Annotated in this window: 25 protein-coding genes and 2 tRNA genes; 13 read left to right on the forward strand and 14 right to left on the reverse strand. The window is 39.0% G+C overall.

What is annotated here, in order from left to right:
• Nucleotide 1: 1 nt before the first annotated feature.
• Nucleotides 2-1003, reverse strand: coding sequence for an ATP-binding cassette domain-containing protein (locus QZZ22_RS06160; RefSeq protein ID WP_292463436.1), 1002 nt, complete (start codon nt 1001-1003; stop codon nt 2-4).
• A 100-nt stretch (nt 1004-1103) separates the two neighbouring features.
• On the opposite strand from QZZ22_RS06160, the gene QZZ22_RS06165 reads away from it, so the two are divergent.
• Together QZZ22_RS06165 and QZZ22_RS06170 are read left to right on the forward strand one after the other, a co-directional pair.
• A tRNA-Gly gene (locus QZZ22_RS06165) sits at nt 1104-1175 on the forward strand.
• Between the two features lie 401 nt (nt 1176-1576).
• Entirely contained in the window at nt 1577-2200 is a 624-nt protein-coding gene (locus QZZ22_RS06170) for a hypothetical protein (RefSeq protein ID WP_292463438.1), read from the forward strand.
• Nucleotides 2201-2235: 35 nt separating this feature from the next.
• Here QZZ22_RS06170 and QZZ22_RS06175 read toward each other — a convergent pair whose 3' ends face one another.
• The 4 genes from QZZ22_RS06175 to QZZ22_RS06190 form a co-directional block, all read right to left on the reverse strand.
• On the reverse strand, nt 2236-2508 hold the full coding sequence (locus QZZ22_RS06175) for a hypothetical protein (RefSeq protein ID WP_292463440.1): 273 nt from the start codon (nt 2506-2508) through the stop codon (nt 2236-2238).
• Between the two features lie 404 nt (nt 2509-2912).
• The gene (locus tag QZZ22_RS06180; protein WP_292463442.1) at nt 2913-3599 is read right to left on the reverse strand and encodes a hypothetical protein; all 687 of its coding nucleotides are present in this window, start codon (nt 3597-3599) and stop codon (nt 2913-2915) included.
• 2 nt (nt 3600-3601) lie between these two features.
• The gene (locus tag QZZ22_RS06185; RefSeq protein ID WP_292463444.1) at nt 3602-4321 is read right to left on the reverse strand and encodes a hypothetical protein; all 720 of its coding nucleotides are present in this window, start codon (nt 4319-4321) and stop codon (nt 3602-3604) included.
• Between the two features lie 111 nt (nt 4322-4432).
• On the reverse strand, nt 4433-4630 hold the full coding sequence (locus tag QZZ22_RS06190; protein ID WP_292463446.1) for a hypothetical protein: 198 nt from the start codon (nt 4628-4630) through the stop codon (nt 4433-4435).
• Between the two features lie 611 nt (nt 4631-5241).
• Here QZZ22_RS06190 and QZZ22_RS06195 point away from each other — a divergent pair.
• Nucleotides 5242-5445 (forward strand): hypothetical protein, encoded by a 204-nt coding sequence (locus QZZ22_RS06195; protein ID WP_292463448.1) that lies wholly within the window; start codon nt 5242-5244, stop codon nt 5443-5445.
• Between the two features lie 186 nt (nt 5446-5631).
• Here the strand turns inward: QZZ22_RS06195 and QZZ22_RS06200 are convergent, their stop codons facing one another.
• The 4 genes from QZZ22_RS06200 to QZZ22_RS06215 all read right to left on the reverse strand — a co-directional run bounded on the left by QZZ22_RS06200 (nt 5632) and on the right by QZZ22_RS06215 (nt 9593).
• Nucleotides 5632-6087 carry an SRPBCC domain-containing protein gene (locus tag QZZ22_RS06200; protein ID WP_292463450.1) on the reverse strand — a complete coding sequence of 152 codons (456 nt, stop codon included), beginning with the start codon at nt 6085-6087 and terminating at the stop codon, nt 5632-5634.
• A gap of 538 nt (nt 6088-6625) precedes the next feature.
• Nucleotides 6626-7153 carry a nitroreductase family protein gene (locus tag QZZ22_RS06205; protein ID WP_292463452.1) on the reverse strand — a complete coding sequence of 176 codons (528 nt, stop codon included), beginning with the start codon at nt 7151-7153 and terminating at the stop codon, nt 6626-6628.
• A 223-nt stretch (nt 7154-7376) separates the two neighbouring features.
• The gene (locus tag QZZ22_RS06210; RefSeq protein ID WP_342765087.1) at nt 7377-8375 is read right to left on the reverse strand and encodes a PHP domain-containing protein; all 999 of its coding nucleotides are present in this window, start codon (nt 8373-8375) and stop codon (nt 7377-7379) included.
• A gap of 228 nt (nt 8376-8603) precedes the next feature.
• Nucleotides 8604-9593 (reverse strand): PHP domain-containing protein, encoded by a 990-nt coding sequence (locus QZZ22_RS06215; protein WP_292463456.1) that lies wholly within the window; start codon nt 9591-9593, stop codon nt 8604-8606.
• 385 nt (nt 9594-9978) lie between these two features.
• Here QZZ22_RS06215 and QZZ22_RS06220 point away from each other — a divergent pair, with 385 nt between their 5' ends.
• The 4 genes from QZZ22_RS06220 (at nt 9979) to QZZ22_RS06235 (ending at nt 14092) form a co-directional block, all read left to right on the forward strand.
• Complete coding sequence (locus tag QZZ22_RS06220; protein WP_292463458.1) at nt 9979-11355, forward strand: deoxyribodipyrimidine photo-lyase; 1377 nt, start codon at nt 9979-9981, stop codon at nt 11353-11355.
• Nucleotides 11356-11484: 129 nt separating this feature from the next.
• Nucleotides 11485-12840: an MATE family efflux transporter gene (locus QZZ22_RS06225; protein WP_292463460.1), complete on the forward strand. Its 1356-nt coding sequence runs from the start codon at nt 11485-11487 to the stop codon at nt 12838-12840.
• Between the two features lie 104 nt (nt 12841-12944).
• Nucleotides 12945-13029, forward strand: a tRNA-Leu gene (locus tag QZZ22_RS06230).
• 283 nt (nt 13030-13312) lie between these two features.
• On the forward strand, nt 13313-14092 hold the full coding sequence (locus tag QZZ22_RS06235; RefSeq protein WP_292463462.1) for a hypothetical protein: 780 nt from the start codon (nt 13313-13315) through the stop codon (nt 14090-14092).
• 72 nt (nt 14093-14164) lie between these two features.
• On the opposite strand, the gene cas1 is transcribed toward QZZ22_RS06235, so the two are convergent.
• Nucleotides 14165-15367 (reverse strand): CRISPR-associated endonuclease Cas1, encoded by a 1203-nt coding sequence (gene cas1 / locus QZZ22_RS06240; RefSeq protein WP_292463464.1) that lies wholly within the window; start codon nt 15365-15367, stop codon nt 14165-14167.
• Nucleotides 15367-16263 (reverse strand): hypothetical protein, encoded by an 897-nt coding sequence (locus tag QZZ22_RS06245; protein WP_292463466.1) that lies wholly within the window; start codon nt 16261-16263, stop codon nt 15367-15369. The genes cas1 and QZZ22_RS06245 overlap by 1 nt, the downstream gene beginning before the upstream one ends.
• A 71-nt stretch (nt 16264-16334) precedes the next feature.
• Between QZZ22_RS06245 and QZZ22_RS06250 the strand changes: the two genes are divergently transcribed.
• From QZZ22_RS06250 to QZZ22_RS06270, 5 genes are all read left to right on the forward strand, one after another.
• Nucleotides 16335-16472: a hypothetical protein gene (locus QZZ22_RS06250; protein WP_292463468.1), complete on the forward strand. Its 138-nt coding sequence runs from the start codon at nt 16335-16337 to the stop codon at nt 16470-16472.
• Nucleotides 16469-17107, forward strand: coding sequence for a hypothetical protein (locus tag QZZ22_RS06255; RefSeq protein ID WP_292463470.1), 639 nt, complete (start codon nt 16469-16471; stop codon nt 17105-17107). The genes QZZ22_RS06250 and QZZ22_RS06255 overlap by 4 nt, the downstream gene beginning before the upstream one ends.
• Nucleotides 17108-17119: 12 nt before the next feature.
• Nucleotides 17120-17452 (forward strand): HNH endonuclease signature motif containing protein, encoded by a 333-nt coding sequence (locus tag QZZ22_RS06260; protein WP_292463472.1) that lies wholly within the window; start codon nt 17120-17122, stop codon nt 17450-17452.
• Entirely contained in the window at nt 17445-20117 is a 2673-nt protein-coding gene (locus tag QZZ22_RS06265) for a hypothetical protein (protein WP_292463474.1), read from the forward strand. Before QZZ22_RS06260 ends, QZZ22_RS06265 begins: the two co-directional genes overlap by 8 nt.
• Before the next feature lie 84 nt (nt 20118-20201).
• Nucleotides 20202-21125 carry a hypothetical protein gene (locus QZZ22_RS06270; protein ID WP_292463476.1) on the forward strand — a complete coding sequence of 308 codons (924 nt, stop codon included), beginning with the start codon at nt 20202-20204 and terminating at the stop codon, nt 21123-21125.
• 285 nt (nt 21126-21410) lie between these two features.
• Here the strand turns inward: QZZ22_RS06270 and QZZ22_RS06275 are convergent, their stop codons facing one another.
• From QZZ22_RS06275 to QZZ22_RS06285, 3 genes are all read right to left on the reverse strand, one after another.
• Nucleotides 21411-22175: a winged helix-turn-helix domain-containing protein gene (locus QZZ22_RS06275; protein ID WP_292463601.1), complete on the reverse strand. Its 765-nt coding sequence runs from the start codon at nt 22173-22175 to the stop codon at nt 21411-21413.
• A 255-nt stretch (nt 22176-22430) separates the two neighbouring features.
• Nucleotides 22431-23213: a winged helix-turn-helix domain-containing protein gene (locus tag QZZ22_RS06280; protein WP_292463478.1), complete on the reverse strand. Its 783-nt coding sequence runs from the start codon at nt 23211-23213 to the stop codon at nt 22431-22433.
• A gap of 181 nt (nt 23214-23394) precedes the next feature.
• Nucleotides 23395-24228: a hypothetical protein gene (locus QZZ22_RS06285; RefSeq protein ID WP_292463480.1), complete on the reverse strand. Its 834-nt coding sequence runs from the start codon at nt 24226-24228 to the stop codon at nt 23395-23397.
• Between the two features lie 386 nt (nt 24229-24614).
• On the opposite strand from QZZ22_RS06285, the gene QZZ22_RS06290 reads away from it, so the two are divergent.
• Nucleotides 24615-25397 (forward strand): epoxyqueuosine reductase, encoded by a 783-nt coding sequence (locus QZZ22_RS06290; RefSeq protein WP_292463482.1) that lies wholly within the window; start codon nt 24615-24617, stop codon nt 25395-25397.
• Nucleotides 25398-25683: the final 286 nt, after the last annotated feature.

The following is a 25683-nucleotide window of genomic DNA, read 5'->3' on the forward strand; positions in this document are numbered from 1 at the left end:
ATCATCTTCTGAGTATGCGCCGTACCCTACTCTTTGGTCTGCCGGGAATGCCTTCTCCCTCCCGGATACCCTTTCCTGTATAATGCAGGAACACATCATCGAGTGTGGGTTTGTGCAGGTTGACGGACTCTATGGTCAGCCCGAGTTGTGCGGTGGTTCCCAGAATATCCGGTATCTCACGCTCTCCGTTGGCGGCTGTGATGCGCACCACGTTTTCAGAGGTGGATATAGTATTCACTCCCGGGCGAGTGCTGAACTGTCCCACGAGTGCTCTGGCATTTGCTTCTGAGGTGAGGCCGAGTGTAATGATATCTCCGCCCAGGGATGACTTTAACTCATGCGGGGTGCCAATAGTTATTATCCTGCCGTGGTCGATGATTGCTATCCTGTTGCAGAGCTTGTCGGCCTCTTCCATATAGTGGGTGGTGAGCACCATGGTAATATTCTTATCCCGGTTCAGCTCCCGGATGTACTCCCATATATGGTTCCTTGTCTGGGGATCAAGCCCGATGGTCGGCTCGTCCAGGAAGAGCAGGTTTGGGTAATGCATGAGCCCCCGGGCTATCTCCAGGCGGCGCATCATCCCGCCTGAATACTTCTGGACTATCTCATTTTCCCACTTTGACAGCTCCACCAGTTCCAGGACCTCTTTCATCCTTTCAGAGCGTTGCTTCTTATTGAGGCCGTAGAGCCTGCCATGCAGATCCAGATTCTCCCTGCCCGTCAGTTTCTGGTCAAGGGTCGTTTCCTGGAATACCACGCCGATGGACTGACGGACCTTAGTGGGATTCCTGCTGATGTCATATCCCCACACAGTAGCTTTGCCTGATGTGGGCCTGAGCATTGTGGAGAGCATGGATATAAGAGTGGACTTGCCTGCCCCGTTGGGCCCAAGAAGCCCGAAAAGCTCCCCCTTCTCCACAGTGATGTCAATATTGTCCACTGCCATCAGGTTATCATACTGCTTGGTTATTCTCTCCGTGTGGATTGCGGCGTCGCTCATTCTTACCTCTGGAATAATGGCTTAACGTTCAAATATACTTATGTATTCAACGCCGGGCGAAAACGTTATATTCAAAAACCCCCTCTATGGGTTGCAATTTGCGCCGATGGTCTAGTGGCTATGACTGGGGCCTTCCAAGCCCTAAACCCGGGTTCGAATCCCGGTTGGCGCACTTTCATAACTTTTCTTTCAATGTCCGTTTTTTCAGTTTACCGTTTTTATAATTTGGTCTAGTTAAAAATCTTCTATTGTTCTATGTAGATCTTATAGAAGTCTATTTTTATATGACAATTGTGTTAGGCTTACATAACCACCATGGACCATTGCACACCCGCTTACATCCCACTGCCTGCGCGGATTCTTCACCACACAGATGCAGATAGCAGGGATGCAGGAGATATACATAAACTGGCTTAGGGGCGATTCTCTGAAAAAGAAGACATGGGCAAATAATTATCTGGAATTTGACCCGGAGTTAGTGAGGAAGGAGTATTTGTCATGTGTTCTGGAGTTGGTACAGCATATTAAGATAAAATGAAATACTTTTTATCCATATATATCTAATTTTTAATTATGTCCCTACCACCAGGCTTAGAAATACCAACTAACGCAGACATCATAAAAGCGTGTAATGAGTTTGAAACATATGAGACTAGAGACGTCATGTACAAAGTCGCCTTGTCACATATGCAAACCCACTGGAAGAAACCAGAAGATATGGCAGACGCAATAGGGGTTCTGTTATTAACGTGGAACCAATCATTTTATAGATATCACGGAAATTTTGACATAAAAAGATTAGAAGATTGTATCATCGATAACATGGACCTTCTGACCGAATTCAAAGAGAGAACCATAAGTTCACTATGCGATGAAGATAATGAACAAATTAGAAAACTATTCAATGGATTCAATGAAGCTCTTCAAGGAGCTTCCAGCGTGAAAAGTGCCGTATCAACAGTTAAAACACTTCATCTGTTAGCTCCAGAGTTTTTTCCATTATGGGATAGAGAGATAGCAAAGAGATACAAGGTAAATTATGATCGAAATCCTGATGAGAGCTATATTCAATTCTGCAAATATTCTCAAACAATGCATGAACATATAAAACACTACAAATTACCACCACTCAAAAAATCGATACTAAAAATAATGGATGAGTACAATTATTGCAAATACACAAAAGGATGGATTTAACATAAATATTTAAAACAAAAATCAACGGCAAAATGTTATTTGATAAGAACTGTTGCACTGATTTCTCTGAATCCTTTTATAGAACATGGCCTTCCACGGACGATTTCATTAAAAGAAGCAGGAGAAAAATCAATTCCATTCTCAATTAGCATCGGGTACAACATTCGAATATGCAATTCATGCAATTTTTTGTTGCCAAAATCTATTTGTCGTTTGCCGCGTGCTTCTCCTCTGTTACAAACTTCAATATTGTAACCTATTTTTTCTGCATTTTTGAAAAAGTTATTTACGAAATCGTCAACATTCATATTTTTCACCATCTACAATATTTTCAAATTGACTTTTAAACCTCCGTGGTTATATCAATTTCCATTTTGTTCAAAACGACTTATGTTCAGCATAAATACAGAATTTGATAATCAAAGTCTAAATCAAGTTGCACCCATCTTTCATACGTCGCATTTTCCTTCGGTATAAGGAGCATAGGGGGCGCCCTACGACCGCAGGCCCAATGAATCTTAAAAGGCAATTCTTGTTTTCTGCAGATTTCGCTGCAGTTGTTCCATGCATCAGTTAAGAAACAAGGAAAAAAACATGCAATAGGCTATAGTACAAATAAAGTCATGTTTGGATATGAAATATATCTACTGTACAAAAAGGCAGATTATCCTCGTAATTATAGGATAAAACAAATTGAGTCATAAACGAAGAATCAGTTTTTAACTAAAACACAAATAAAAGAATCATCTTCTAATTCAAAGAGCTTAGCACATCTTGAATAACTTTTATTTATCTTTTTTACAAATTCACTATCGCCTGTGTAAAAATGAATTGGTGCGATGTCAGGTAGATTTGTCATTAACTCATGAAAAATCCTTTCATCATTCATATCTTTAAAATAAGTGTCCAAGGTTACTTCTTTCACAGCTTTAAGGTGTTTATGATTTAAGACAACCAAACTGCCGCTATTTGGATAAATCTCGTCTATTCTTTTATACAAAGACTGAGAATGCTTAACTGAAAGCTCCGATAAAAAAGAAGGCAGCTTGAAACTATCGTTGTCTTTCAAGAAATCATTAACTTCATCGTACACTAAATCTAAAAAATTGGATATTCCCGGGTTTTCTGATTTAATTTGTCTGAATGATGTTATCAAATGCTCTTGATATTCCATTCGATTTAATCTTTTATTTTGAAAATTAGGTAAGAGCCGAATTATTTCAACGACTACCTGATTTATTCGATTTCGAAATAGATTCTGAGATTCAGTTAAAACAGTTGAAGACAAAAAAAACTTACCATCTTCACGTTCTTTGAAAATCATAATCGATTTATGGTGAAGCCTATCCTTAGAATTAACTGAAGCGACTAAAATATTAGAATCAATTGAAAAATTCATTTTTAAACCACTAAAGTTTCGAAAATAGCATCGTTATCCTCTAAATTTTTATTTAGCATGTAATTGCATAAACTCAGGCGAGAAAGAAAACTTTGAAGATCATCATATGATACTTTGCTTCTGTGGAAAGCTTCGATATAGAGCAAAGAATATGCTAACAGATGACTAAGGTCATTAATCTCTTTTTGTTTGTTAGGTGGAAGGTCCAAAGCTTCATTTATTATTTCCTGGATCAAATAAAACAATTGATCTAATAACAATAACTGAGCAACATCCTCGCTGTCATCCCACATACTAGAATTTATTTCATCTCTTATAGAAACAATTCTTCCATTAAGTTTCCTCAAGGACAATTTAAAAACTCTATGCATCTGTTTTTGTTCTATGTTCAATTTTCTGTGACTGAGCTCTTTAAAAATCTCACTAATTTCATTGAAATCAGCTATTTTTTGTTCTAGCTCATTGATGAATTCGTCATCATATAATCTATCCACGACAAGATCAGTCAGGATATCCATGAATTTTTCACGAGTTTCAAAATCAAAATTTGAAATTTTATCTATTTCTTTTTGGAATAAATACGATTGATGCATGGACCGTAAGTAGTCAATTGCACCTACAACAGGACGCACAATAAAAGTGACTCCATCAAACATGTCAGTAGAAAAACTGTTTAGAATAGAGTTTACTTGTCCAAATTCATCAATGCGGCAATTTTCCATAACAAACATGTATTTAAATTTCACTAATTTATAAGTTTCGAACAATTAGTTTTATCGATAAATCTCAATTTTAGAGATTTAGCAAAAAATGAGGTTTTACTATTTATTCAGTCACTTTATAGAAAGATACATTTTAACAAATGGAATAATGGCCTCGTTCAAAAGAAGAGTTAAGCCCACACCAAAGATCATACCGGCCATGAAGTAGTACATGTAATTGGTGACTATCTGGAACATCAAAGAGTCTGAAAGGTAATATTGATCATTGATGTAGATGAGATATGAAGAGGATATGTTAAAATCAGTCACTATTTTGCTCCTGAGAGTTTAACAGGTTATCTTCCAAGTCTTCATATTGAACAGCCGGCCTTCTGCGAAGTCGAGAAGATACACGGGATACCAGGTGGTTATCCTAGATGAGAAGGCAGCCAAGAACTCATGGACAGGACCCATACTATTTCTTATTGATAATTCTGAATAAGTATTTATCCTTTTGACAAAAACTAATCATGCTTGTTTTCATACGTCTGCAGTTTCCACAAATCCGCATACAGACATCCTTTAACAAAATGCTCGTTCCCTCTCACCTTACACATATTCCGGAAATTCTGGATTCATAATATACACACCTCGTTGCTGCATACTGTCGCTGTTGCACTCTTTGAGTAGGACGCCTTTTTTCACAAGCCTTTGGCTGACCGGCCGGTTGGCCTGGCAGGACTCGATAGCATCCTAAAAAATGAAGGAATTTAATCTCTTCCTATTATACAAGCATGAAAATTTTATTTCCTTCTGTCTCACTAAACAGGGAAAAAAGTGATTTTTCAGAAATCCATTGGAATAATTTCTTTTATTTGTTGATTCAGATGACAAAATCATTATAACCGATCATTACTAATTAATAATGGGGAGTTATTGTAATGTCTTTGCTGATCTACATTGTAATTTCATTAATAGGAATAGGTATAGTTGGTTTAGGACTGGTCATTCAAAAAGCTACTTTTAACATAGTGGGATTACTGTCTTTATTATTAGGAACTTCTATTTCGATTTTATCTGTACTTCTGGCGGCTTTATTCCTTGAAACATACCCTGCATTTTTATTTATGCTTCCAGTAATATAATTCCAGCGCCAGAGTATTTTTAAATACTTTCCATTATCTGACGGACTGAGCGGTTGGCATGGCATACTCCGAATATATTCACTCGCTTAGGGAGTAGCTCAGATTTTTGGATTTCTTGAAGGCCTCAGTACTATTACTCGGGGCCTGTTGTTTCAGCACACAGATTTGAGCCAACGATGGCTGTTTTCATGCATTCTCAGCAAGTTGCTTGAGCTTTTGGAGTGCTTTAGGCCAGGTAGTTTGGAACATCTCTTCGTATTCTCCCTCCGCCGTGTCCACGTCTACCAGTACTTCTGTTCTGTCGCCCATTTCCTTAAACGTGTAGTTTTCAAATGCACCGGCCCATTCATTCACAGCTTCACTTGAAGTGTCTTCTTTTCCGTTTTGAACAATGCCGATGTGCTCGATAGATATGTACTCGTATGGCCGGTTCTCTCTTATCAGGCTCACCATGCCGGACATAGCACCTGTCTCTTCGGGTCCGAGGAAAAGCATCTTGCTTCCTTTGCTCCAGTCACCTATATAGTGTGAACCGGGTGAAAATACCTCCGTCCACTGCCGATAAGAATCCTTGCCAAGCATAGTGTCCCATACCTTTTCTTTTGGTGCGTTGATAACGATTGAATAATGCAGTTTGCGCATTCTATCTCCTCCTTTCATTTTCACTTTCAAATTCCCGTTGACTCTCAATTCCACTTCTATTCCATTCCCTTCCGACCATTGCCGGCAACAACACACCTACAATAAAAAGGGTATTGTACAATTTTAATCAGGGATTATGAAATAAATATCTATTGAATTTTGGTTCTGTAGTAGGCAAAAAGTGACGCACTGCGCCACAAATCGTTTCTTCTCCTCTAGTCACATTTAAAGGCTTCTTTAAATCTTCCCCAACTACGCCTATTAATAGCTAACAAACCTGCATACATCCCATCTTCACGAAATGCTCATTCCCTCCGGCCTTGTACATGTTCAGGAAATCCCTGGTGACTGGGCTCACGATGTAGACGTCTCGCTGTTCCAAGTAATAGCTGTCGTATTTTTTGAGGAGGGCACGTTTTTGGCAAGGCGCTGACAGACTGAGCGGTTGGCTTGGCATGAATCAAAGGCGCCGTAATCCTTGAGAGTATAGATTCGATCTTCAGATTCCTTGTAGGCTATGACTTGAAGCGGATTTCCTTCATCCTTCGTTATATATCTCGTACATCACAGTATCATTGAGCGGCTTTCGTTCTGTGGTATGGCGGTCGGCGCTCAGAAAATCCTTATCAGGATAGCCTAAGAGAAGTAATGCAGTGGGTTCAATGTATTCGGGTATGTTGAACTCTTTTCTGATGATCTTGGGGTCAAACAGTCCGACCATTACACTTCCGATGTTCAGTTCCCTTGCTGCAAGCATCATGTGATCGCAAACAATACCAATGTCCAGATCTCCTGAGCACTTTCCGTCAAATGGTCTTATCAGGGCATTTCTTTTATCCTGGCATACAATGAGAACACACTGAGAGCCGAAAGTCTGGTATGCTTTTTGGATTTTGAGGATATTATCCGGTTGCCGGACAACGATGATCCGCTGAGGTTGCTGATTGCAGGCGCTTGGAGCTACACGTCCGGCAGACAAAATACGGTCAAGATGGCTTTTGTCTATTGTTCTTTCTGTAAATCCTCGTGTAGTGCAACGCTGTTTTGCCAATTCTAAAAAGTCCATACTACAGATCTCTCCGTTCGCACACTATAACATTCACTTGTCCTGAAAACAAGTAGCTGAATTGTTATTCTTTACTACCTGTCCACAAACTTATACGTAATGTGGTACATAATTACTTACAGTTTACTATACTAATTTACCCGGGTACAATCCTCCCTTCACAAACTGTTCGTGATCTCTGACTTTATACACATTCAGGAAATCCCGGATAATCGGGCCCATTTCAGGCATTGATCAGCCGTGATATCCTTGAGACCTGGGGCTGCTTTGAGAGCATGTACATCAAAGCAGGCAGGCCGGAGCCTGATATGTGGTGGAGGAGGCTTCTTGTTCCATTATTTATCCGGGGATTCCTTTCCAATAAGTCGCTTCCCAGAAAGCGGAGGAGTCTGTCAAATGGTCTCATGCCTGTAGTAAAGCCGGCTTCTTCTCTGATATCTTTTCCCATGCTGAAGGCAAGTTCTATCCAGGAGTCCAGTTCTCCCGTGATATGCTTCAACACGGGCTGGTCTATAACCATACAGGAACGGCCTTTTGTGATGTTGGAAAAATAGTCGTGGAATGTATCGCCTTTGGCAAGGGTATATGCCTTGCCTATGCTTCCTGTATGGCTGTCAGTTGTAACAGCAATTCCTTTTCCGTACTTTTGTGCAAGTTCCATCGTTAGCAGGTTCTTCTGATTCAGGTCCTGCATATTGTATTCGATGACCGGGAAATGCTTTACAAGTTCAGGGATCGCAGGGATATTGGGTATATCGCCTCTCAGAAACCAGAAAGGATGATTGTAAATATATGGCAGTTCATTGCTTTTGAAATAATCTATAAGGCTGTAAATATCATTTTCCTGATTCGCCATGGCCTGGAACTCTGCATACTGCTCCCTTTCGAACCCAAAGACGTTAATATGTACGGTGTGCCCCACGTTAAGCGGATCGGTGACGGACAGTTCCACTCCCGGTATGAGGTTCTCCTGCTTCCACCCCATGATATCATGGGCTTTAACAGTGTCATGGTCCGTGAAGGTTATGAAATCAAGACCTCTGGCTCTTCCTTTTTGCAGGAGTTTTTCAGGATGCATAGATTCCGCAGACAGGACATCGTATGAACAGCATGTATGGACATGGAGGTCTGCTTTATGCCATCCTTTTTCCACAAGTTCAGCAGCCTTATCGGAAGAAATTATTTCTTGTTTACTGGAATCTTTTCCATGTGGCAAGATCATCACACTTGTTAAGTTGTCACCGATATCACAGCACAATAATCAATTGTACACTTATCAATATAACAAGGGCGAAGTAAATACTTTGTGTACTTAACTTATAGTCCTCGCATAAAATATATAAAAATAGTATGTAGTAGAATCTGGAATCGGATTTAAACCTGCACGTTTAAAGATTCTCATTATCTTCGGAGCACCCTCAGCAGATATCCTGTCATTTAAGGGATGATCTCAGGCGTTGACCATCCTTTCTATCCTGGTCACCTGTGACTTTTTGGAAAGCATGTGCAGGAATACCGGCAAACGGGAGCCTGCTACCTGTCTTGCCAGAGTTGCTGTTGCCTTATTTAATTTATTGCTCCCGTCCGGCATGTCTCTTGCCAGAGCGCTCATCACCCTGTCGACAGCATCAATTCCGGTGGAAAAACCAGTTTCTTCCCATATACCTTTATCGATGTTGAACAATAGCTCGATAAGACCTCCTAATTCTGCAGCAAAGTGTTTCCAAGCGGGCTCCTCCATAACCAGGTAAGAACGCCCCTTGCTGATATTGGAAAAGTATTCGCGGAAAGTATCTCCCTGTGCGAGTGTATATACCTTTCCGATATTCCCGGTATGGCTGTCAGTGTTAATTGCCATTCCCTTGTTATATCGCTGTGCCAGGACCATGGAGAAGAAATTCTTCTGCCGGAGATCCTGAGCATTATACTCCACCACAGGAAAATGCTTAACGAGCTCTGGCACTGCAAGTATATTTGGCTTTTCACCGAACTTGAACCAGAAGGGGTGGTTGTAGATATAAGGCAGGTCATTACTTTTAAGATAGTCAATAATGCTGTAAATGTTCTTCTCATTCTTTGCCAGAAGCTCTATCTCCTGATATTGCTCCCTGTCAAATGCGAAGGCGTTCATATGCACTGTATGTCCTACATTTTCGATGTCCTTTACGGATATCTCTACGCCTGGGGTCAGGTCCTCCCTGTTCCATCCAAGCATATCGTAGGCCTTTATAGTATCATGGTCTGTGAACGTGACATAGTCAAGTCCCATACTTTTCGCTTTCTCAAAAAGGCGGGCGGGGTGGGTCTGCCAGGCAGGAGGGACATCGTGCGAGCAGCAGGTATGTACATGCATATCAGCTTTGCACCATCCGTCCTCCATAAGTTCGGCTGCCTTTTCTGAAGAAATGATCTTATCTTTTATCTCGGAGGTCTGAAACAATTTATCACAGCGCGGTTTGTGGGTGGTGGTTATAAAGTACAATCTGTGAAACGGGATGGTATATAACTATATTCATTAATTACGTATTTTAAATACTAAATATATATCTGCACATACTGCTATGTATTATTTATTATTATGTTATTAGTGAAATAATATATGATTGTCATCTATTCCTTTCTGTCCGATTCTCATAGTTTGATCTGCTGTAATTATTCCTGTACTTATTCCTTATTTTTCCAGGTCATTTTTTGCTAAAGCCTTTAAATTTGCAGGTCTATTATCTTTTATGGTGAGATCAGGGATCGTTTCTGGGATGCTGGCTGCAGTCATCATGTTCGGGGTGTGTAAGAATGCAGAAGCAGGTAACTAATGAGGTTGGATGATGGTGAATATCAACAGATCGATCTTCGTTTTCAGGAGGGACCTGCGCATTGACGACAATCTGGGTCTCAGGGCAGCCGTGGAGTCTTCAGATGAGGTAATTACTTGCTTCATATTTGACCCGAGGCTCGCAAACTCCCATCGGCTTGGTTTCAATCCCAACGCCTTCCAGTTCCTGCTTGAGTCACTGGAAGATCTTCAGATGCAGTTCAAGGCAAGAGGCGGCAGACTGTATCTTTTCTCCGGGATAGCCGAGGATGTTATCGGCCAGCTTGCGGGCAAGCTAGGTGCGGATGCAGTCTTTGTCAATGAGGATTATACTCCTTTCAGCAGGCGAAGGGATGAAGCAATAAGGAATACATGTAAAGGTCTGGATGTTAAGTTCACACAAGTACATGACTGCCTGCTCAATGAACCGGGAACAGTTCTCACCCGGCAGGGACGGCCTTATGTTGTTTTCTCTCAGTTCTTTCGTGCAGGCTCAAAAAATAATATTGCTCTTCCTTCTATGATCACAGAAGGCAAGTTCTATTCCGGTGAACCGGGTATTGAAGAAACACCGGCTCCTGAGAAGCTGCTCCCGCTGAAGAACGAAAAGCTGTTTTCCCGCGGTGGGAGAACACAGGCCCTCCTGGTACTGGAAGACCTGTCACGATTTGAGAACTATGTCGCTGAGCGTGACTATCCTTCACTTCAGGGTACAACGGGGCTTTCAGCGCATAACAAACTTGGGACCATATCCATAAGAGAGTTTTACCATTATGTTCGAAATGAACTTGGGGAAGACCACCCGCTGATCAGGCAGTTATACTGGCGTGACTTCTTCACTCATATCGCACATCATTTTCCTTTTGTGTTCAGGCAATCTTTCAAGGAAAAATTCCGGAATATCCAGTGGGATTACAACAATTCCTTTTTCCACGCCTGGTGTTCGGGAAATACCGGCTTTCCCATAGTTGACGCAGGCATGAGACAGTTGAACGCGACTGGATTCATGCACAACAGAGTGAGGATGATAGTGGCATCTTTCCTTGTAAAGGACCTGCATATCGACTGGTATCCTGGGGAGAGATATTTCGCAAGCAAGCTCGTGGACTATGACCCGTGTGTAAATAACGGTAATTGGCAGTGGTCAGCTTCTACTGGTGCGGATTCGCAGCCATATTTCCGAATCTTCAATCCCTGGCTTCAGCAGAGAAAGTATGATCCTGAATGTGAGTATATCCGAAAGTGGGTGCCGGAGCTCAGGGAAATGGATGCTGCCGGGATACATGGTCTGGAAAGGAATAAGCCGCCGATTTCTACCGGATATCCGTCTGCAATAATTGACCATAAAGAAGAAAGGGACCGGACGTTGGCAGTGTTTGGCTCTCTGTAAATTCCAAGACTGCATTTGGTTGAGAATATATGTTTATTGCCAGCTCTATTGGAGAGTTCAATTTGATTGGATCAGGCTTAAATAGTCATCTTGACTAATCAGAGAGTTTCACTTAAGGTGCGGGGATAAATGGTAAGCGATGAAGAAATGCTGTCGGATAGTGTGTGGAGTCTCTTTCGCAGGTTCACTTTTCCTGCCATGGCCGGTATATTAGTGGCCGGTATCCAGACCATTATTGACGGTGTTTTCATCGGTAACGGCGTGGGAAGCGATGGACTTGCCGGAGTGACACTTGCCTTCCCTTTTGTGATGTTTATTGTGGCTGCCGGTATTATGATCGGCATGGGGTCTGCCAGCCTTGTGGCTCTTGAACTGGGAAGGTCGCACCGGGACAGAGCCAGGGGAATAATGTCCAATATCTTTCCTCTTGTGTTTGCAGCAGGCCTGGTTATCACAGTGATGGGCCTGTTCCTAGGACCATCGCTAATCGGCATGTTCGATACCAGCGATATTGTAAGGTCAATGTCGGAAGACTACATGAACGTGATATTCATGGGATCGGTATTCATCCTTCTTGCCCTGACCCTTGACCCGCTTGTGAGGAACGACGGCTATCCTTTGCTGGCAATGAGGGCCATGATCCTTGCTGTATTGGTCAACATAGTGCTGGACTACATTTTCGTCATAATGCTGGACATGCAGCTCTTCGGGGCGGCGCTTGCTACAGTTCTCGCCTTTGCTTTGAGCGCAAGCATCCTTTCAGTGCACTTTTTCAGCCAGAAGACCGGCCTTCGGGTGAGCTTTGGCACAATGAGGTTCCAGCCTCGTGAAGTGCTGAGAATAGTTGAGAGCGGCCTTCCTTCATTTGTGATGCAGCTCTCTGTGGCTGTGCTGTTCCTGGCTCACAATTTCGTGCTGCTGCAGTACGGAGACGAAGGGGTCATTTCTGCATACGGGATAATCGGTTATTCTTTTGCGATATTCTACATGATGTTCGAGGGCGTTGCTGTAGGTGTGCAGCCGATAGTGGGCTTCAATTATGGTGCAGGCCGGTACGACCGTGTGCGTGAGACCCTGAAGCTTGCCATGGCTGCATGCGTGGCCATCGGAAGCATCGGTGTCATTATTGTCTATCTGGCACCGGAAATGGTGGTAGGTATATTTAATCCGGACACAGAGGATATCCTTGAAACGACTGTGGTCGGCATGAAGATTATAGTGGCATCGTTGCTCGTCCAGGGTATCGTGGTGGTGAATGCCACTTACTACCAGTCCATAAACCGTGTCGGATATGCTCTGTTCATTCATCTGGGCAAGATATTCGTGTTCATGCTTCCCCTGTTGCTGGCCCTGCCAATGTTCTTCGGCCTGCGTGGCGTGTGGTTTGCAACCCCTGTAGCTGATTACCTGATGTTTGCGGTAGTGATGGTCATGTTCTATGAGGAGTTGAAAGTGCTAAAAGGAGAAAAGAGCAGGAATCCCTGATACCGCAGTCCGGCCTGCACCTGCAACTAAAAGCAGCTATCGATGTAAGCAAGCCTCCGCAATATTAATATGTAAAGCATCTGTTTACATCATGCTCCTTTTGTGCGGGGGTTGCCCAGCCAGGTCAAAGGCGATGGGCTTAGGACCCATTTTCGTAGGAATTCGTGCGTTCGAATCGCACCCCCCGCATCCGATTTTTGGGTTATAGTTAACAAGAAAAAACGGAACTATTTCGTTTAATTAGTACAGTTGTTTAATCAATATAATCAACAGTATTTGTATACGTCCACAATTTACTTATTTTTAATGTTAGGTATTTGGGAAAATTAACTGAACTATCACTGAAGATATACGGCCCATCAATAACAAAAAACATAATATTAAAAAGTTGGAAAAACAAAACCCTTCTTCTTTTCTACAAAAGTTTATATTCTGTGATTTTGTAGTACTTTATGTTTATTCTAGAGGTTGCATGGGATCCCCAACAATTAATGAACTTGAAGAGAATATCAATAAAAGAAGAATATTTATATCATTAATTCTAGTTTTATTTCTTGGATGGATTATAATTGCATTATACAATCCTGATTATCCTTACCTGTTATTAATTACTATATTGTTACTGATTTCCATAGTTGTTATATCGAGATATACTCCCTATATCTCAAATGTCGATATTATACAGTATCACTTGATAAAACTAATCGAATCTTCAAAAAATAATGACGTTAAGAAATCTCAAGTGCACATTAATAAACTAGCAGAGGCCATTTATAACACTAACATTGAACTGGGAAACAATGGATTAGATAGTTTATTTATACTAAATCCTGCTAGACAAATATTAGCCGACTTTTTAAAATACCTACGGCACATGTGTCAATATTCGACAGAATCCAATTTAAATAGTTGGTCTGCTAGTTTAGAAGATATTAGTTTTGCAATAGGTAATAAAAATATAGCACTTTTAACAGATACAATTGACAAATTTATAATACAAGACAGAGATATCAAATCTGATGTTTTATTCTCCTATGAGAAACCATCCATTTTGGAACGTTTTATGAAAGAGATTATGCACCTAATTAAGAATAATACGCGTGTCAATTACGTTGTGAAATTAACTTTTGTATTATTTTTGCTTGTAGGTATTGCATACTTCCTTTCAATAAAAGTATCGTTCATAACTTTAGATAATTATGCGATGGGAGTCTGCTTATTAGCAGCTGTCGGGATCGCTCAAAAAATATAATCATTTTAGTATAATATTGTCCTGCTCATATAGTATTTTAATACTGTTACTAAAGAGGGAATGATTTTTTTATCAACCGTTTTCCCACATCTCTAACCTTTCCCGAACATGAGCATTAAGAGTAAAGGGTTTGTAAGCTTGAGCATTTTTCTTCATGTAATGGAGAGCGCCTTTTGAGAAACCCATATTCTCCCAATCAGTATAAGATATGCTCAGTATTTTCTGCCTTATATCTTCTGAATCCTGCCTTTCAACTGTATATACAGGTTTGCTGAAATCAACAGTCTTTTTCTTTTCAACAATGAACTGCGCAAGCTCCCTAGTCTTTAACAATAAAGCATAACTCCACATTACAGATTGCTTCTGATATGGTACTTTCTTATTCATCCATTTGTTGAACTCTTCAGTAACTTTCTTAGCTCCTGAGGGCTTTAGCCTGAGAGAGTAACTTTCTGTCCTGATAAAGTCCTGATTATCCATTTTTCCCGATTCAATAAGGTTGATAACTGCAAGATCAACAAGAAACCTAAAGGGTTCTTGAAGGTCATAGGCTAGACTATCCTTGCTTGGATTCATCTCATGCAAGAAACCAACATGAGAATCCATACCTACTGTATTGATGGCTCTCAAGCATTCAGCTTCAAGGAGTGCATAGCCATAGTTGAGCATAACATTAACTTTGTCTCCTGCCCCTGTTGCTCTCCTGTATTGGTCACTTCTTGAACAGAAATCATATTCAACAAAAACAACCTTTGCAAACTCATTCCAGTACTTCCATGCAACTCCACCTTCAACACCCATAATCTCCTTGACAGATTTAGCAGAATTCAGTTTTTCAATATCTTCTGAGAAATCATACTCTATTGCAGGATACCTTTGTTTAAGATAGTCCAATACTACTTTGGACTTATCGAACTTTGCTTCAATAAGGTTCCTTGCTATCTTTACTCTTGTATCTTCATCCTCGTAAGCGTGATATTGTGCAAACTTGATTTTTACATTGGTACTTTCAGGAGAGAGCATTGCAGTTAGTAATTGACCATCCCAGTTTAGAATAGATACCTGCACATTATGTTTTATCAACCATCTAACAGCATCAAGAGTAAGGTTTCCATTCCTGCCATAAACTATTATGTGGTCTATGTCCATCCTTTTTGGAGAGAAAACATACTCTTCAGGCTCTTCAGTTGATATGGTTCTTCCATTCTTGATATGTAGTTTTGCACTATTGACACGCATATCTATTCCGTGGCCATCAAGTAGAAGCATTTTCATTAGAAATCAGCCTCCCTTTCTTTTATGTCACCTAATATCTTGGCAACTTCGTATTTTACATTATACACAAGCCTAGCTTCTTCATCTTTGCCTTCTTTCTTAAACTGATTTATCATGTTGAATAATTCGAGTTTGTGCCTAGCAATAACCCTAGCAGTGTAAATATTGCCATAGTCATCTTTTATTTTATCAAAGTGTTTTTCAACTTCCAACTTTTCAAGGTCGTACTTCAACCAATCAATAACAGAATCATCATTATAGTAACCAAGGATGAATATAAGTCCAGTTCTGTATAATTCATGATCTCTTGAAACCCCTGCAAACTGACTCAAAATGTCATTTAAATATTTGATTAACTTCTCTTTATTAATAGGGGTAATATTTTTATCAGTTATATATTCCTTCAAAATTCGTATGATATGGAATTGCAGTTTTTCATCATCAGTAAATAGATTATCAACTAAAACATCCAGTTTTTCCCGAGTCAATGAATATGTTTCTTTGTGGAGGTCTATTTCATTTAGAATCGAGTTTTTATCATAGTCAGGATGATTTGATTCAAAATAAGAAAACAATGTATCGAGATATTCATAATCCTCTATAATTTCTTCTAGAGTTAGATATGAAGCGTTTCTATTCTTGTCATCAATTCCGTACTTCTCCAAATCAGGATATTTTACAATAATCAAAGATTTCCTTTTAGTTAATCTTGCAAGCTTACGCTCTACACTTGGCCTAGTATATCCCCGTTTTTCTTGATGTTTCTCTATCATGTAATCTATGAGTTGCCGCCTTCTAACAAAGCGATTTTTGTACACAAAATCAAGCACCTCTACATCAAAGTCTACATCGTTTTTGATACTATTTACATTATCAGATGGCAATTTTACTATCATATTCTGTATCAAAGATTACATCAAATCCATATATATCTTTTCCCATGCTAGTGCTTTTTGGTGACAAACCAATGAATAGCAATAGGATAATAACAACTCTTTCTCCTTTCCTCAAGGAGAAACTCGAACAGATGTCAGATAAGTTTGGATGTTCTCAGGCTGAAGTTGTCAGAATTGCCTTACTGAAACTCTGGGAGGAAGAGAAATGAGCAGGCCAAGTTTCTCTAAAGACTACAGGACTTATGGAGAATGGCTCAAAGCTCAATCCAGAGATTCCAGGTATGCAAAAGAGATCATCAGGAAGCATGAGAAATATCCAGATAAGAGCCTAAACCAACTGAGGAAGCTTAAGGTAAGTGATTATGACCTAAGCCAAACCGTTTGGCAAAATCTAACTTCTCAACAGAAGAGTGACAGAAACCTAGCTCTTAGTGTTCTGAGGGAAGTCAGGAAGGGAGAGTCATTAACTCAGGTATTGGAGAAGAGGGGACTTAGAAGAGAGTTTGTACTAAAGAATCTTGGTAACCAGCTTCAGAAGTCAAACGGGAAATGGATTGCAAACAAGACTGACAGCTTAGAGGTTGAGATGTTGGTTTACTCTAAGGATGGAGTAAGAACCATAGTAACCACTTCCTCTAAAGACAGAAGCAGGATTGCAAAGTACTTCAATGATGTTCAGAAGGCTTTGAAAAACAATGATACTGCAATCCTTCAGAAGTACAAGGACATGAAAATTATTGATGCAGAAGGTAAAGTGCATCAGTTTGAGACAGATATTGATAAGATACGTGATTTAGAAGCAGGAATTGAAGAGCCTGAATTTCTGGAAATTTATCAAATCTAAGGAGTGGATACTATGGAAAAAGAAGCGTATGTGAATTACATCAAAAGAAACAAGAAAGGAAAGATACCACCTACCGCATGTGTGGTATGTGGGGAAGATGACCCCGAAGTAATTGAGATGCATCATGTTGAGGGTAGGAATAACTCTGACTGGATAGAACCCCTTTGTAAAAACTGTCATTCTAAAATTACAACAAAGCAGAATAGAGTTAGTCCTAAAGCAAGGTCAAGTAATGCTTCCTTGCAAAACCTGAGAGCTTTCAATATAATCTCTATTGGTGCCCTTGTTGTAGAGCTTGGAAATAGTTTGATTAATGTTGGATATGAGATGGTTGAAAATGTCTGACATTGCATTAAGAGTTTATACTCAGAGGGCTAAGAGAACAGATAAGAAAAAGGCTAATTTAGCCTTTTTCATGGATAAAACACCCTTGCATCATAGAAGAGTTTTTGTTTTTGATACAGAAACTACAATAGACACGTATCAGAATCTTAAGATAGGCTATTTTCAGATATACCAGGATGGATATATTCAGCATGAAGAGCTATTCTATAACCCTTATACTTTATCCGATAATGAAAAGAAGATACTATTTAACTATAAGGACATATATAATTTAGCTCTCTATACCCTTGATGAGTTTATAGAAGACGTATTTTATCCTGAAATCTATAATCTAAAAACTCTATGTGTAGGCTTTAATTTACCTTTTGACATAAGCAGGATAGCTAAAAGGGTAGGAGATTCAAGGGATAAGAATAAGGGAGGATTTACCTTTACCTTATCCGAAAAGGAAGAGAATCCTCAGATAGTCATTAAAAAGCTTGGTTCAGCATACAGTTTGAAATTCAATGGAACAAAAGAAAATCAAGGCAAAGATAAACATTATGGCTATTTACTTGATGCTCAAACTCTTGCTGAAGTATTGCTTCGACAAGATCATATCTCTCTTAAGAAAGCCTGCGAGCTGCTCAATACTAAAACAAAGAAGATGGAAGACGTTGAACATGGAAAGGTAACAAAGAGATATATTGACTATCTGAGAACTGATGTAAGAGCTACTTTTGAAGTGTATGAGAAGCTTATTACTGAGCTTAATCTATATCAGATAGACATCCCACCTACAAAGATATACAGTAATGCTTCACTTGGCAAATATGCACTAATGCAACTTGGAGTAAAGCCTTTTCATGAACTGAATCCTGATTTCTCTCCTGAGATGTTTGGAAATATGATGACCTCTTACTATGGAGGAAGGTGTGAGTGCAAGATAAGGAAAGTGCCAACTAAGGTTACAGTTCTTGATTTTACAAGCATGTATCCAACCGTTACAATGCTCCTTGATCTCTGGAAGTTCATTATTGCTGAGTCAGTTGAAATGAAAGTTGTTACTGATGAGATAAGAGAGATGCTCTCAGGAGTTAACCTTGATTATCTGCAAAATAAGAATAACTGGAAGGACTTTGTTGTAATGGTCAAGTTACATCCTGATGAAGATATCCTACCTGTCAGGAAGAATTACAAAGGGGAAGGTAATGCTTATAATGTGGGTATCAATTACCTGAAGTCTGATTTTGATTTGTGGTATGCTTTACCTGATGTTATAGGCTCAGTTCTTCTTACTGGAAAAGTAGCAGAAATTGTGGAAGCTGTCAGATTCATTCCTAAAGGAATCCAAGAAGGTTTGAAGGAAACAAGGATACTAGGAATTGATGTCAATCCAACAAAAGAAAACTTAGTTCAAGTTCTTGTTGAGGAAAGACAAAAGATAAAGCAGGAGTTAGAGACTCTAAGCGAAAGCCATCTAGATTATCAGCCACTAAAAAGCAGAGCCCAGGCTATCAAGATTCTTGTTAATGCTATGAGCTATGGAATATTTATTGAGCTGAATCCTGAAGAGAAAAAAAGCGATATTGAGGTTTATGGGCTTGATAACTTCAATAGTTCAGAGAATATCTATGAGAAGGAAGGCAAATATTTCCATCCTCTTTTGGGTGCTATGATCACTTCAGGCTCACGGCTATTTCTTGCAATGGCTGAAGCTAAAGTAAAACAGCTTGGTTCAACCCATGCTTATATGGATACTGATAGTATTTTTGTTGCTCCTGAACATGCACAGGAAGTCATGGACTACTTCCAGAAATTAAACCCATATAACCCAGAGCTTAATATTGATTTCCTGAAGGATGATAAGAAAATTGATGTATGGTTTTATGGTATCTCTTCTAAGCGTTATGTTCTCTATCGTATCGTAAAAGGCAAATTTGAATTGATAGATTTCAAGTTGCATGGACTTGGTCATCTAACAAACCCATTCTCGAATAAGGAAGGCTGGCAAGAAGAAATATGGCTTGACATTCTGAAAGTCCATTATGGAATGATAGAGCCTGAAGACATTGAAGAGAAGTATTCTAACCTCTATGCTATTTCACAGCTTACTGTTAGTACTCCTAATGTGCTTCATAGATTTGATAAGTTGAATAAAGAGAAGTCTTGGGAAGAGCAGATTAAACCTTTTGGTTTTTTCCTTCTTGGTTTCCAGACAATCGAAGAGAATGGTAAAACTGTCAAGCCTTTAGCACCCTTTACAAAAGACTATCAAAGCATTGTACATAATCCATTCATTAATTACGAAACAGGAGAGATTAAACACGGATTACACTACTTCAAGCCATTGAGTAAAACTATCATGCAATACTCAGAACACCCCGAACATAAGTTTGAGGGAGATATTGGTATTCTGGAGAGAAAGCACATTCATGCTAAGGATACTATTGAAATTGGAAAGGAAGCCAATAGTATTGATGAGCAGTCTTTAGGGATTAAGAGAGCCCAGGAATTTGTTAATAAACAGAAAATCATGAAGAGGATTCTCAACATGTCACAAACAGAAGCTGAAGCAAGAGGAGTTTCTAGGAGCAGGTTTCAGGGGATTAAGCAAAGGATAAGAAAGAATGAGGATTTGAATTTGAATACTCCTGCAGTGAGTAGGTTGTGTTCTTATTTTTGAATTGGAATAAACAACTTTAAATTTGTTAGACACAATACTTAATATAATAATGTAATTCAATATTGAACGTAAGGACAACTACTGATGCTTAATTTTAATGGCGATTTTAATGATATAAGTGTGCTAGACTATCTTGCTATATATTTCATTATAGCAATAATTGGTAACATTTTACAGCACTCATTAAGATACTTGTTTTTTGATAGAAAAGGTAAAAGAAAGCAAAATGAATTAATTGGGGCTTTCAGGGGTAGTAAGTCAATAAGTCCTTACATCAACAAGTTTGATAAGATTAAATATTTTAATAGAGCTGATAAATCGATAATTGCATTAAACATTGGATTCTTTTTAGGTTTTTTCTTACCATTCGGTTCTTTATACCTTATGCTTTGGTTTACTGAAAACGTCTCTAAAATAGATTTAGATGAGTTACTAGCTTTGAAGATTTTTATATATACAATATTATTAACATTTCTCATCCCAACAAGTAGTCTTTTAATTATGCAAAAAAGGATTGAGACTTCTATTAAAAAACAAACTATCTTGAACAAAGCAACTAGTTTTGCAGATGCTTTTACTTTTTTTGCGGTTTACATACTCACATCTTTTCCCATAAATTTATTGTTTTTAATTCCCATCTTGTATAACTGGAATTCTATACCAAATAAGATTCATTTTTTACAAATGACATTTATGATTGCTATTACTTTAATGGTGACAACACCAATATTATATATTGGTGCTTACCACTCATTCAAAAGAAAACTCAAGACTGTTATAAATAAAAACTATGGTGATAAATACCCATATCTAAAAATAACGACTGATGAAAATAAAGAGATACAAGGATATATTTTAGATATTTTTAATGAAAAAGTCATTAAATTATTTTATGACGGTTCTGAAAAAATAGTTTTATGGGATTCAGTTCATTCAGTAGAGATTAATAATACTCATAACATTCGACAAAATGAAGAAATTCAAAGAAATTTGTATGATTACATTTAACATCAACTTGTTATGCCCTTCTAATAGGCTTAGAAAATATAATGTCAATCAAAATAGATAATATATTTTGAGACTGAGCATCATTTGTGTATTTTTAACCGTTGTCAAACATTTATAATTAATAAAAATAGTTCCGTTTTTTGTTGTTAACTATAACCCCGCATCCGATTTTTAAACACTTGCACCTTAGGTTGTGGCAACATCTTGTAGATCGCATGCACAATTGGTCTTATAACCGAATCTGCTTTCAGCAGCATATTGAGGCTTACTGAATTAATTAATTAATCAAATTTCAGTTATCCGCGTAGAATCCTTCAGGTAATACTCAAAAAGATCATTTGCCCACTCAAGTGCTGTTGGATTGGAGCATAGGATATGGCTGCTATCAATCTCTCCATCATGTTTTAGTGGGCGAATAAGAAGGTGGTAATTATTAAATACAATCGCTAGAAGGTTCAGTTTTACAAAGCAGACATAAAAATGGAACCGTTTATTTTTGAAAAGTTTCTCAAACTCTACTATACGCTCTGCCTTTAGTTTATCAAGCACTTCCGGAGTTGTAATAAAATAAACATCTGCATTATTCTGCATCAAACCGGAGAAAAATTCAGGGAAGTCGGGATGATAAAATGTGCAAATTGCACGCTGAAACTCAGACTTGAAGGATGTTTTCATAACGGTCTTATTAAGGTCGTGTATATCTGTATGAGAAGGTCTTATTATTTCACATTTTTGCAGTTCGTTCATTCTTTTGAGGAGATGGGATGGAATGAAACCAAACTGATGGCTTCCCCAATAATCAATGTCTATGTCCAGAACTTCAATAATATCAAGAAGCGGGACCATCTCATCGACGAGTAACTTCCCGATAGTTGTCAATTTATAAACATCATTCTGATGATTGACAAGATAGTGCTCTTCCAGTATCCTTATCTGTGGAAGAAGTGCTTGCCTGTTGGTATCAAGAGATCCAAGGATATCTTCCATTTCCTTTGCTCCATCCTGCAGCAGCAAGAGAGCTCCCTTTCTCTTTTCAGACTTGCATATCACATCAAGCAATGGTTTACTTATTTAAATCACGTCCACTCAAACAATTGCAATTTCAGATAGCACCGCATTAACTTATGAGGCTGTTGCTATTTATAAGGAACTATATAAAAAATCGATAACTAATATGCGGCTTTTACAGTATTGTTTTCAAAACCCAATTGACATTGTCTCCACAGTAAAAAAGCCCACGAAATCCTGTTGATAAGTTAAAGCAATCCAAGCTTTATTAACACTGTATGCCGATAAAGAACAAGTTTAAATCTGAGTTATTTGCACTGAATCATTCAGATAATAGTCAAACATTTCTTTTCCCCAGTTGAGTGCATCCTGCGTACTGCATAAAATGAACTTGCTATCAAAATCCCCATCTTTCTTAAGCAAGCTTATAACAATATGGAAATCATCAAATGTAAAGAACAGGAAGTTCATTTTTTTATTGTAACTAAAAAAGTTAAATAACTTACTTTTCATAAAACTCTGAAAATTATTACAATGTTCTATTTTTATTTTGTCAAATAGCTCCTTAGAAACAATGTAATTCACAGTGATGCCGTTATCTATCAGGTCAGTGAATATTGTGCAATAGTCTGGATAAAGAAAATTAGTGACCGTATAGGTAGATTCTGTTTTTTGATTCAGGTGGAAACTTTTATGCAGGGAATATAGATCTGTAAGTGGAGGGTTTATAATTTCGCAATTCTTTATCTCTTTAATTTCCTTCAAAAGATGAGGTGGGATGAAATCAATATTATGTGTTCCCCAGTAATCAATATTAGCGTCCAGGACTTCAATCGTCTCTAAAAAAGGAGTCATCTTATCGACTAGAAGCTTTCCGATAATGGTTAATTGATAAGCATCTTTATGTTGATCAATAAGATAATGATCCTCCAGTGTTCTTATCTGGGGAAGCAAAGCCTGCCTTGTTGTATCAAGGGATTTAAGGAGATATTCCATTTCCTGAGGGCCATCCTTTAACAACTGTAGGACGCCTTTCCTCTTTCCGGATGCAAATATCACATCAAGCAATGCTTTTGTCATCTGTGTCACACTCAATCAAAGTGATTGTAATTTCAGAGAGTACTAATTTAAATGAAGAAACTATTGCTATTTATAGTAAATTAAATATACTTCATATAATTTATATAATGTTTTAACGGAGAGAACTTCAAGAACTAATTGATTACTATATACTGTCTCCACCTTTGATGGGCAATAAAGCTCAGTACCTGAACAGTCTCAGTATCCGTTGTGAAATTTCAACTATAGTTACTCCACTTAGTGCAGCCCATAACGGAAAAGTTGCAAGGGTATCAGTCTGTCCTTCAGACACCGCCAGCAGTCCTGCAATAAGTGCAACAATGCAGGTGGCAATGACTCTTTGGTCTGATAGTCGCTGACCTGATACATCAGATACGGAACCGATTCTTCCGGCTAATACTATCCTGAAAATGAAAAAAAGGATCACGATAAACAGGACAACGATATAATATCCGGATGGAAACCCAATCTCAGTAATGTTCCTGTAGAAACCTGGGAGGCTGGCTATGAGTGAAATAAAGGCAAAGAGGAAATGTCGTTTGACCGGCTTATTTAATGCAGCATCCATAAAAAATGCAATAGACATCATTATCCCATAAATCCACTTTCCAGTGTAAACGAGATATATTCCTGTAACCACTATCAAGATACTGTCATACAAGGTCAAAGGCACTCCTACTGTCCTGTTAACCATCCTGAAAAGGAATAACAGAAACAAAGCAATTAATAAACTTGGATAATTGAACAGGAAAAGGCCTGATATTCCTATGAAGGCAGCAATGATTGCAGATTCCGGGTGATCCGGGTCGATCTCCTTTGTGAGCGCCCATGCAAAAAACACTGACAGAGCAGCTCTCCCGCTCCAGATGATTCCCGGAAAAAAGTTATCTCCAGACAACATCCTAAATATCGTGGATGCAATAAACACCATGGTGCAAAGAATAACTATTAACCGGTTATCCGGATAATCCATATCAAGAGGTCTTGAAAGCGATGATATCCTTTTTCTGTCCATGGTTACCCGTCAAAGTTCCTTCTCTGATTAGACTGAAGCTCTATGTTATACACATATACTTTGGTAATGAATCATCCACTACTGTCTTAACAAGCTCTTCACGGAGTTCCTCTTTTTATAACTGGATATCTAAGTATAATGTTTATGTGTATTGCTATCTGTATTTATACTCTTATCCTGGCCCTTTATTAACATCTTTAAAAAAGGCGTCCTCCATTGAATATAGCTCGTGTAAAGCCTGAAAAGAATCATATTATCATGCATTTTTCAGATTATCATGTCTATTGAAGATTATCATGGGTATTGATTATTGCATTGGCTTTGTTTTATATACAGCAAGTTAACTCTGTTAATAAGCAGGTACAAATCTCTGCAGGAGACAAACGTTGGATCTAAAAGAGGAGATAAAAGCTAAAGCCATGGAAAAAGGATTCCAGCTTTTCGGCGTTTCTGATTTAAATAAGCTGGAGGATGTAGAGTTCCCGCCAGGTCGCGGACTTGTGAAGCCATCTGAATTTATGGCTGATGCAAAATCCCTTGTAGTTATGGGGATGGTTATCTGGGACGAGGGAATGAACTCTGCGATAAGCACGCCAGGAACGGGTGATTTCAGCGGAGGGGAAGCTGAATACTATAACCTCTACTACGAAACTGTGGAAACCCGTGCATGGAGGCTGGCCCAATGGTTGTGGGAGGACAAGGATATCAAAGCGATCCCGACTCATTCAGTTCATGTAAAAGTGGCAGCACATCTTGCGGGGCTTGGATTCATAGGTCACAACACACAAGTGATCACGCCTGAATATGGTCCAAGGGTACGCTGGATAGCTTTGCTCACGACAGCTGAACTAACACCGGACGAGCCTTTTTCAAGAGACTTATGTGCGGAGCAACCTCTGTGCCAGAAAGAGTCCGTGTGCGTGAAATCATGTCCATACGGTGCGATTATTCCGGGTCCTTCACAGGGAGTGACTCCCGGTGAAAAATTAATCTACGATAAATGCGTGGTGGCCCATGAGCTTGAAACTGATATCGATGGTAAATGGGAGAAACACATTCGCAGAATAACCGAGCGTGGATTCATGGAATGTACCATCTGCAATCTTGCCTGTCCCTATGGCAAAGTCCTGGATGAAGAAATTATTCCCAGAAAACGGGGCCTTGCTTGAAGCAGTAGCAATCTCGGACCTCAAATTGATAAAAGCTTGATTTTACTGCTTGATCTAAGGTTCTGTAGAATTCTACCTTAAGTGATCATTATCCATATATTGGAAATCTCTGCAGGACCAAAATCGCTTTTATCATCAAACGGAATCCCGATTCACGTCAGAAGTTGTGATATCACTGTAATATATGCTGCTTATATTTCTGCAATCGGCGTCGAAGACATCAGATAGTGCTTAACTAGGTCTTTCCTCATCTCAGCACGTCTAACTACTATCTTTCAGAATCCAT

Origin of the sequence: Methanolobus sp., from assembly GCF_016278365.1 — an archaeon.
Lineage (GTDB): Archaea > Halobacteriota > Methanosarcinia > Methanosarcinales > Methanosarcinaceae > Methanolobus.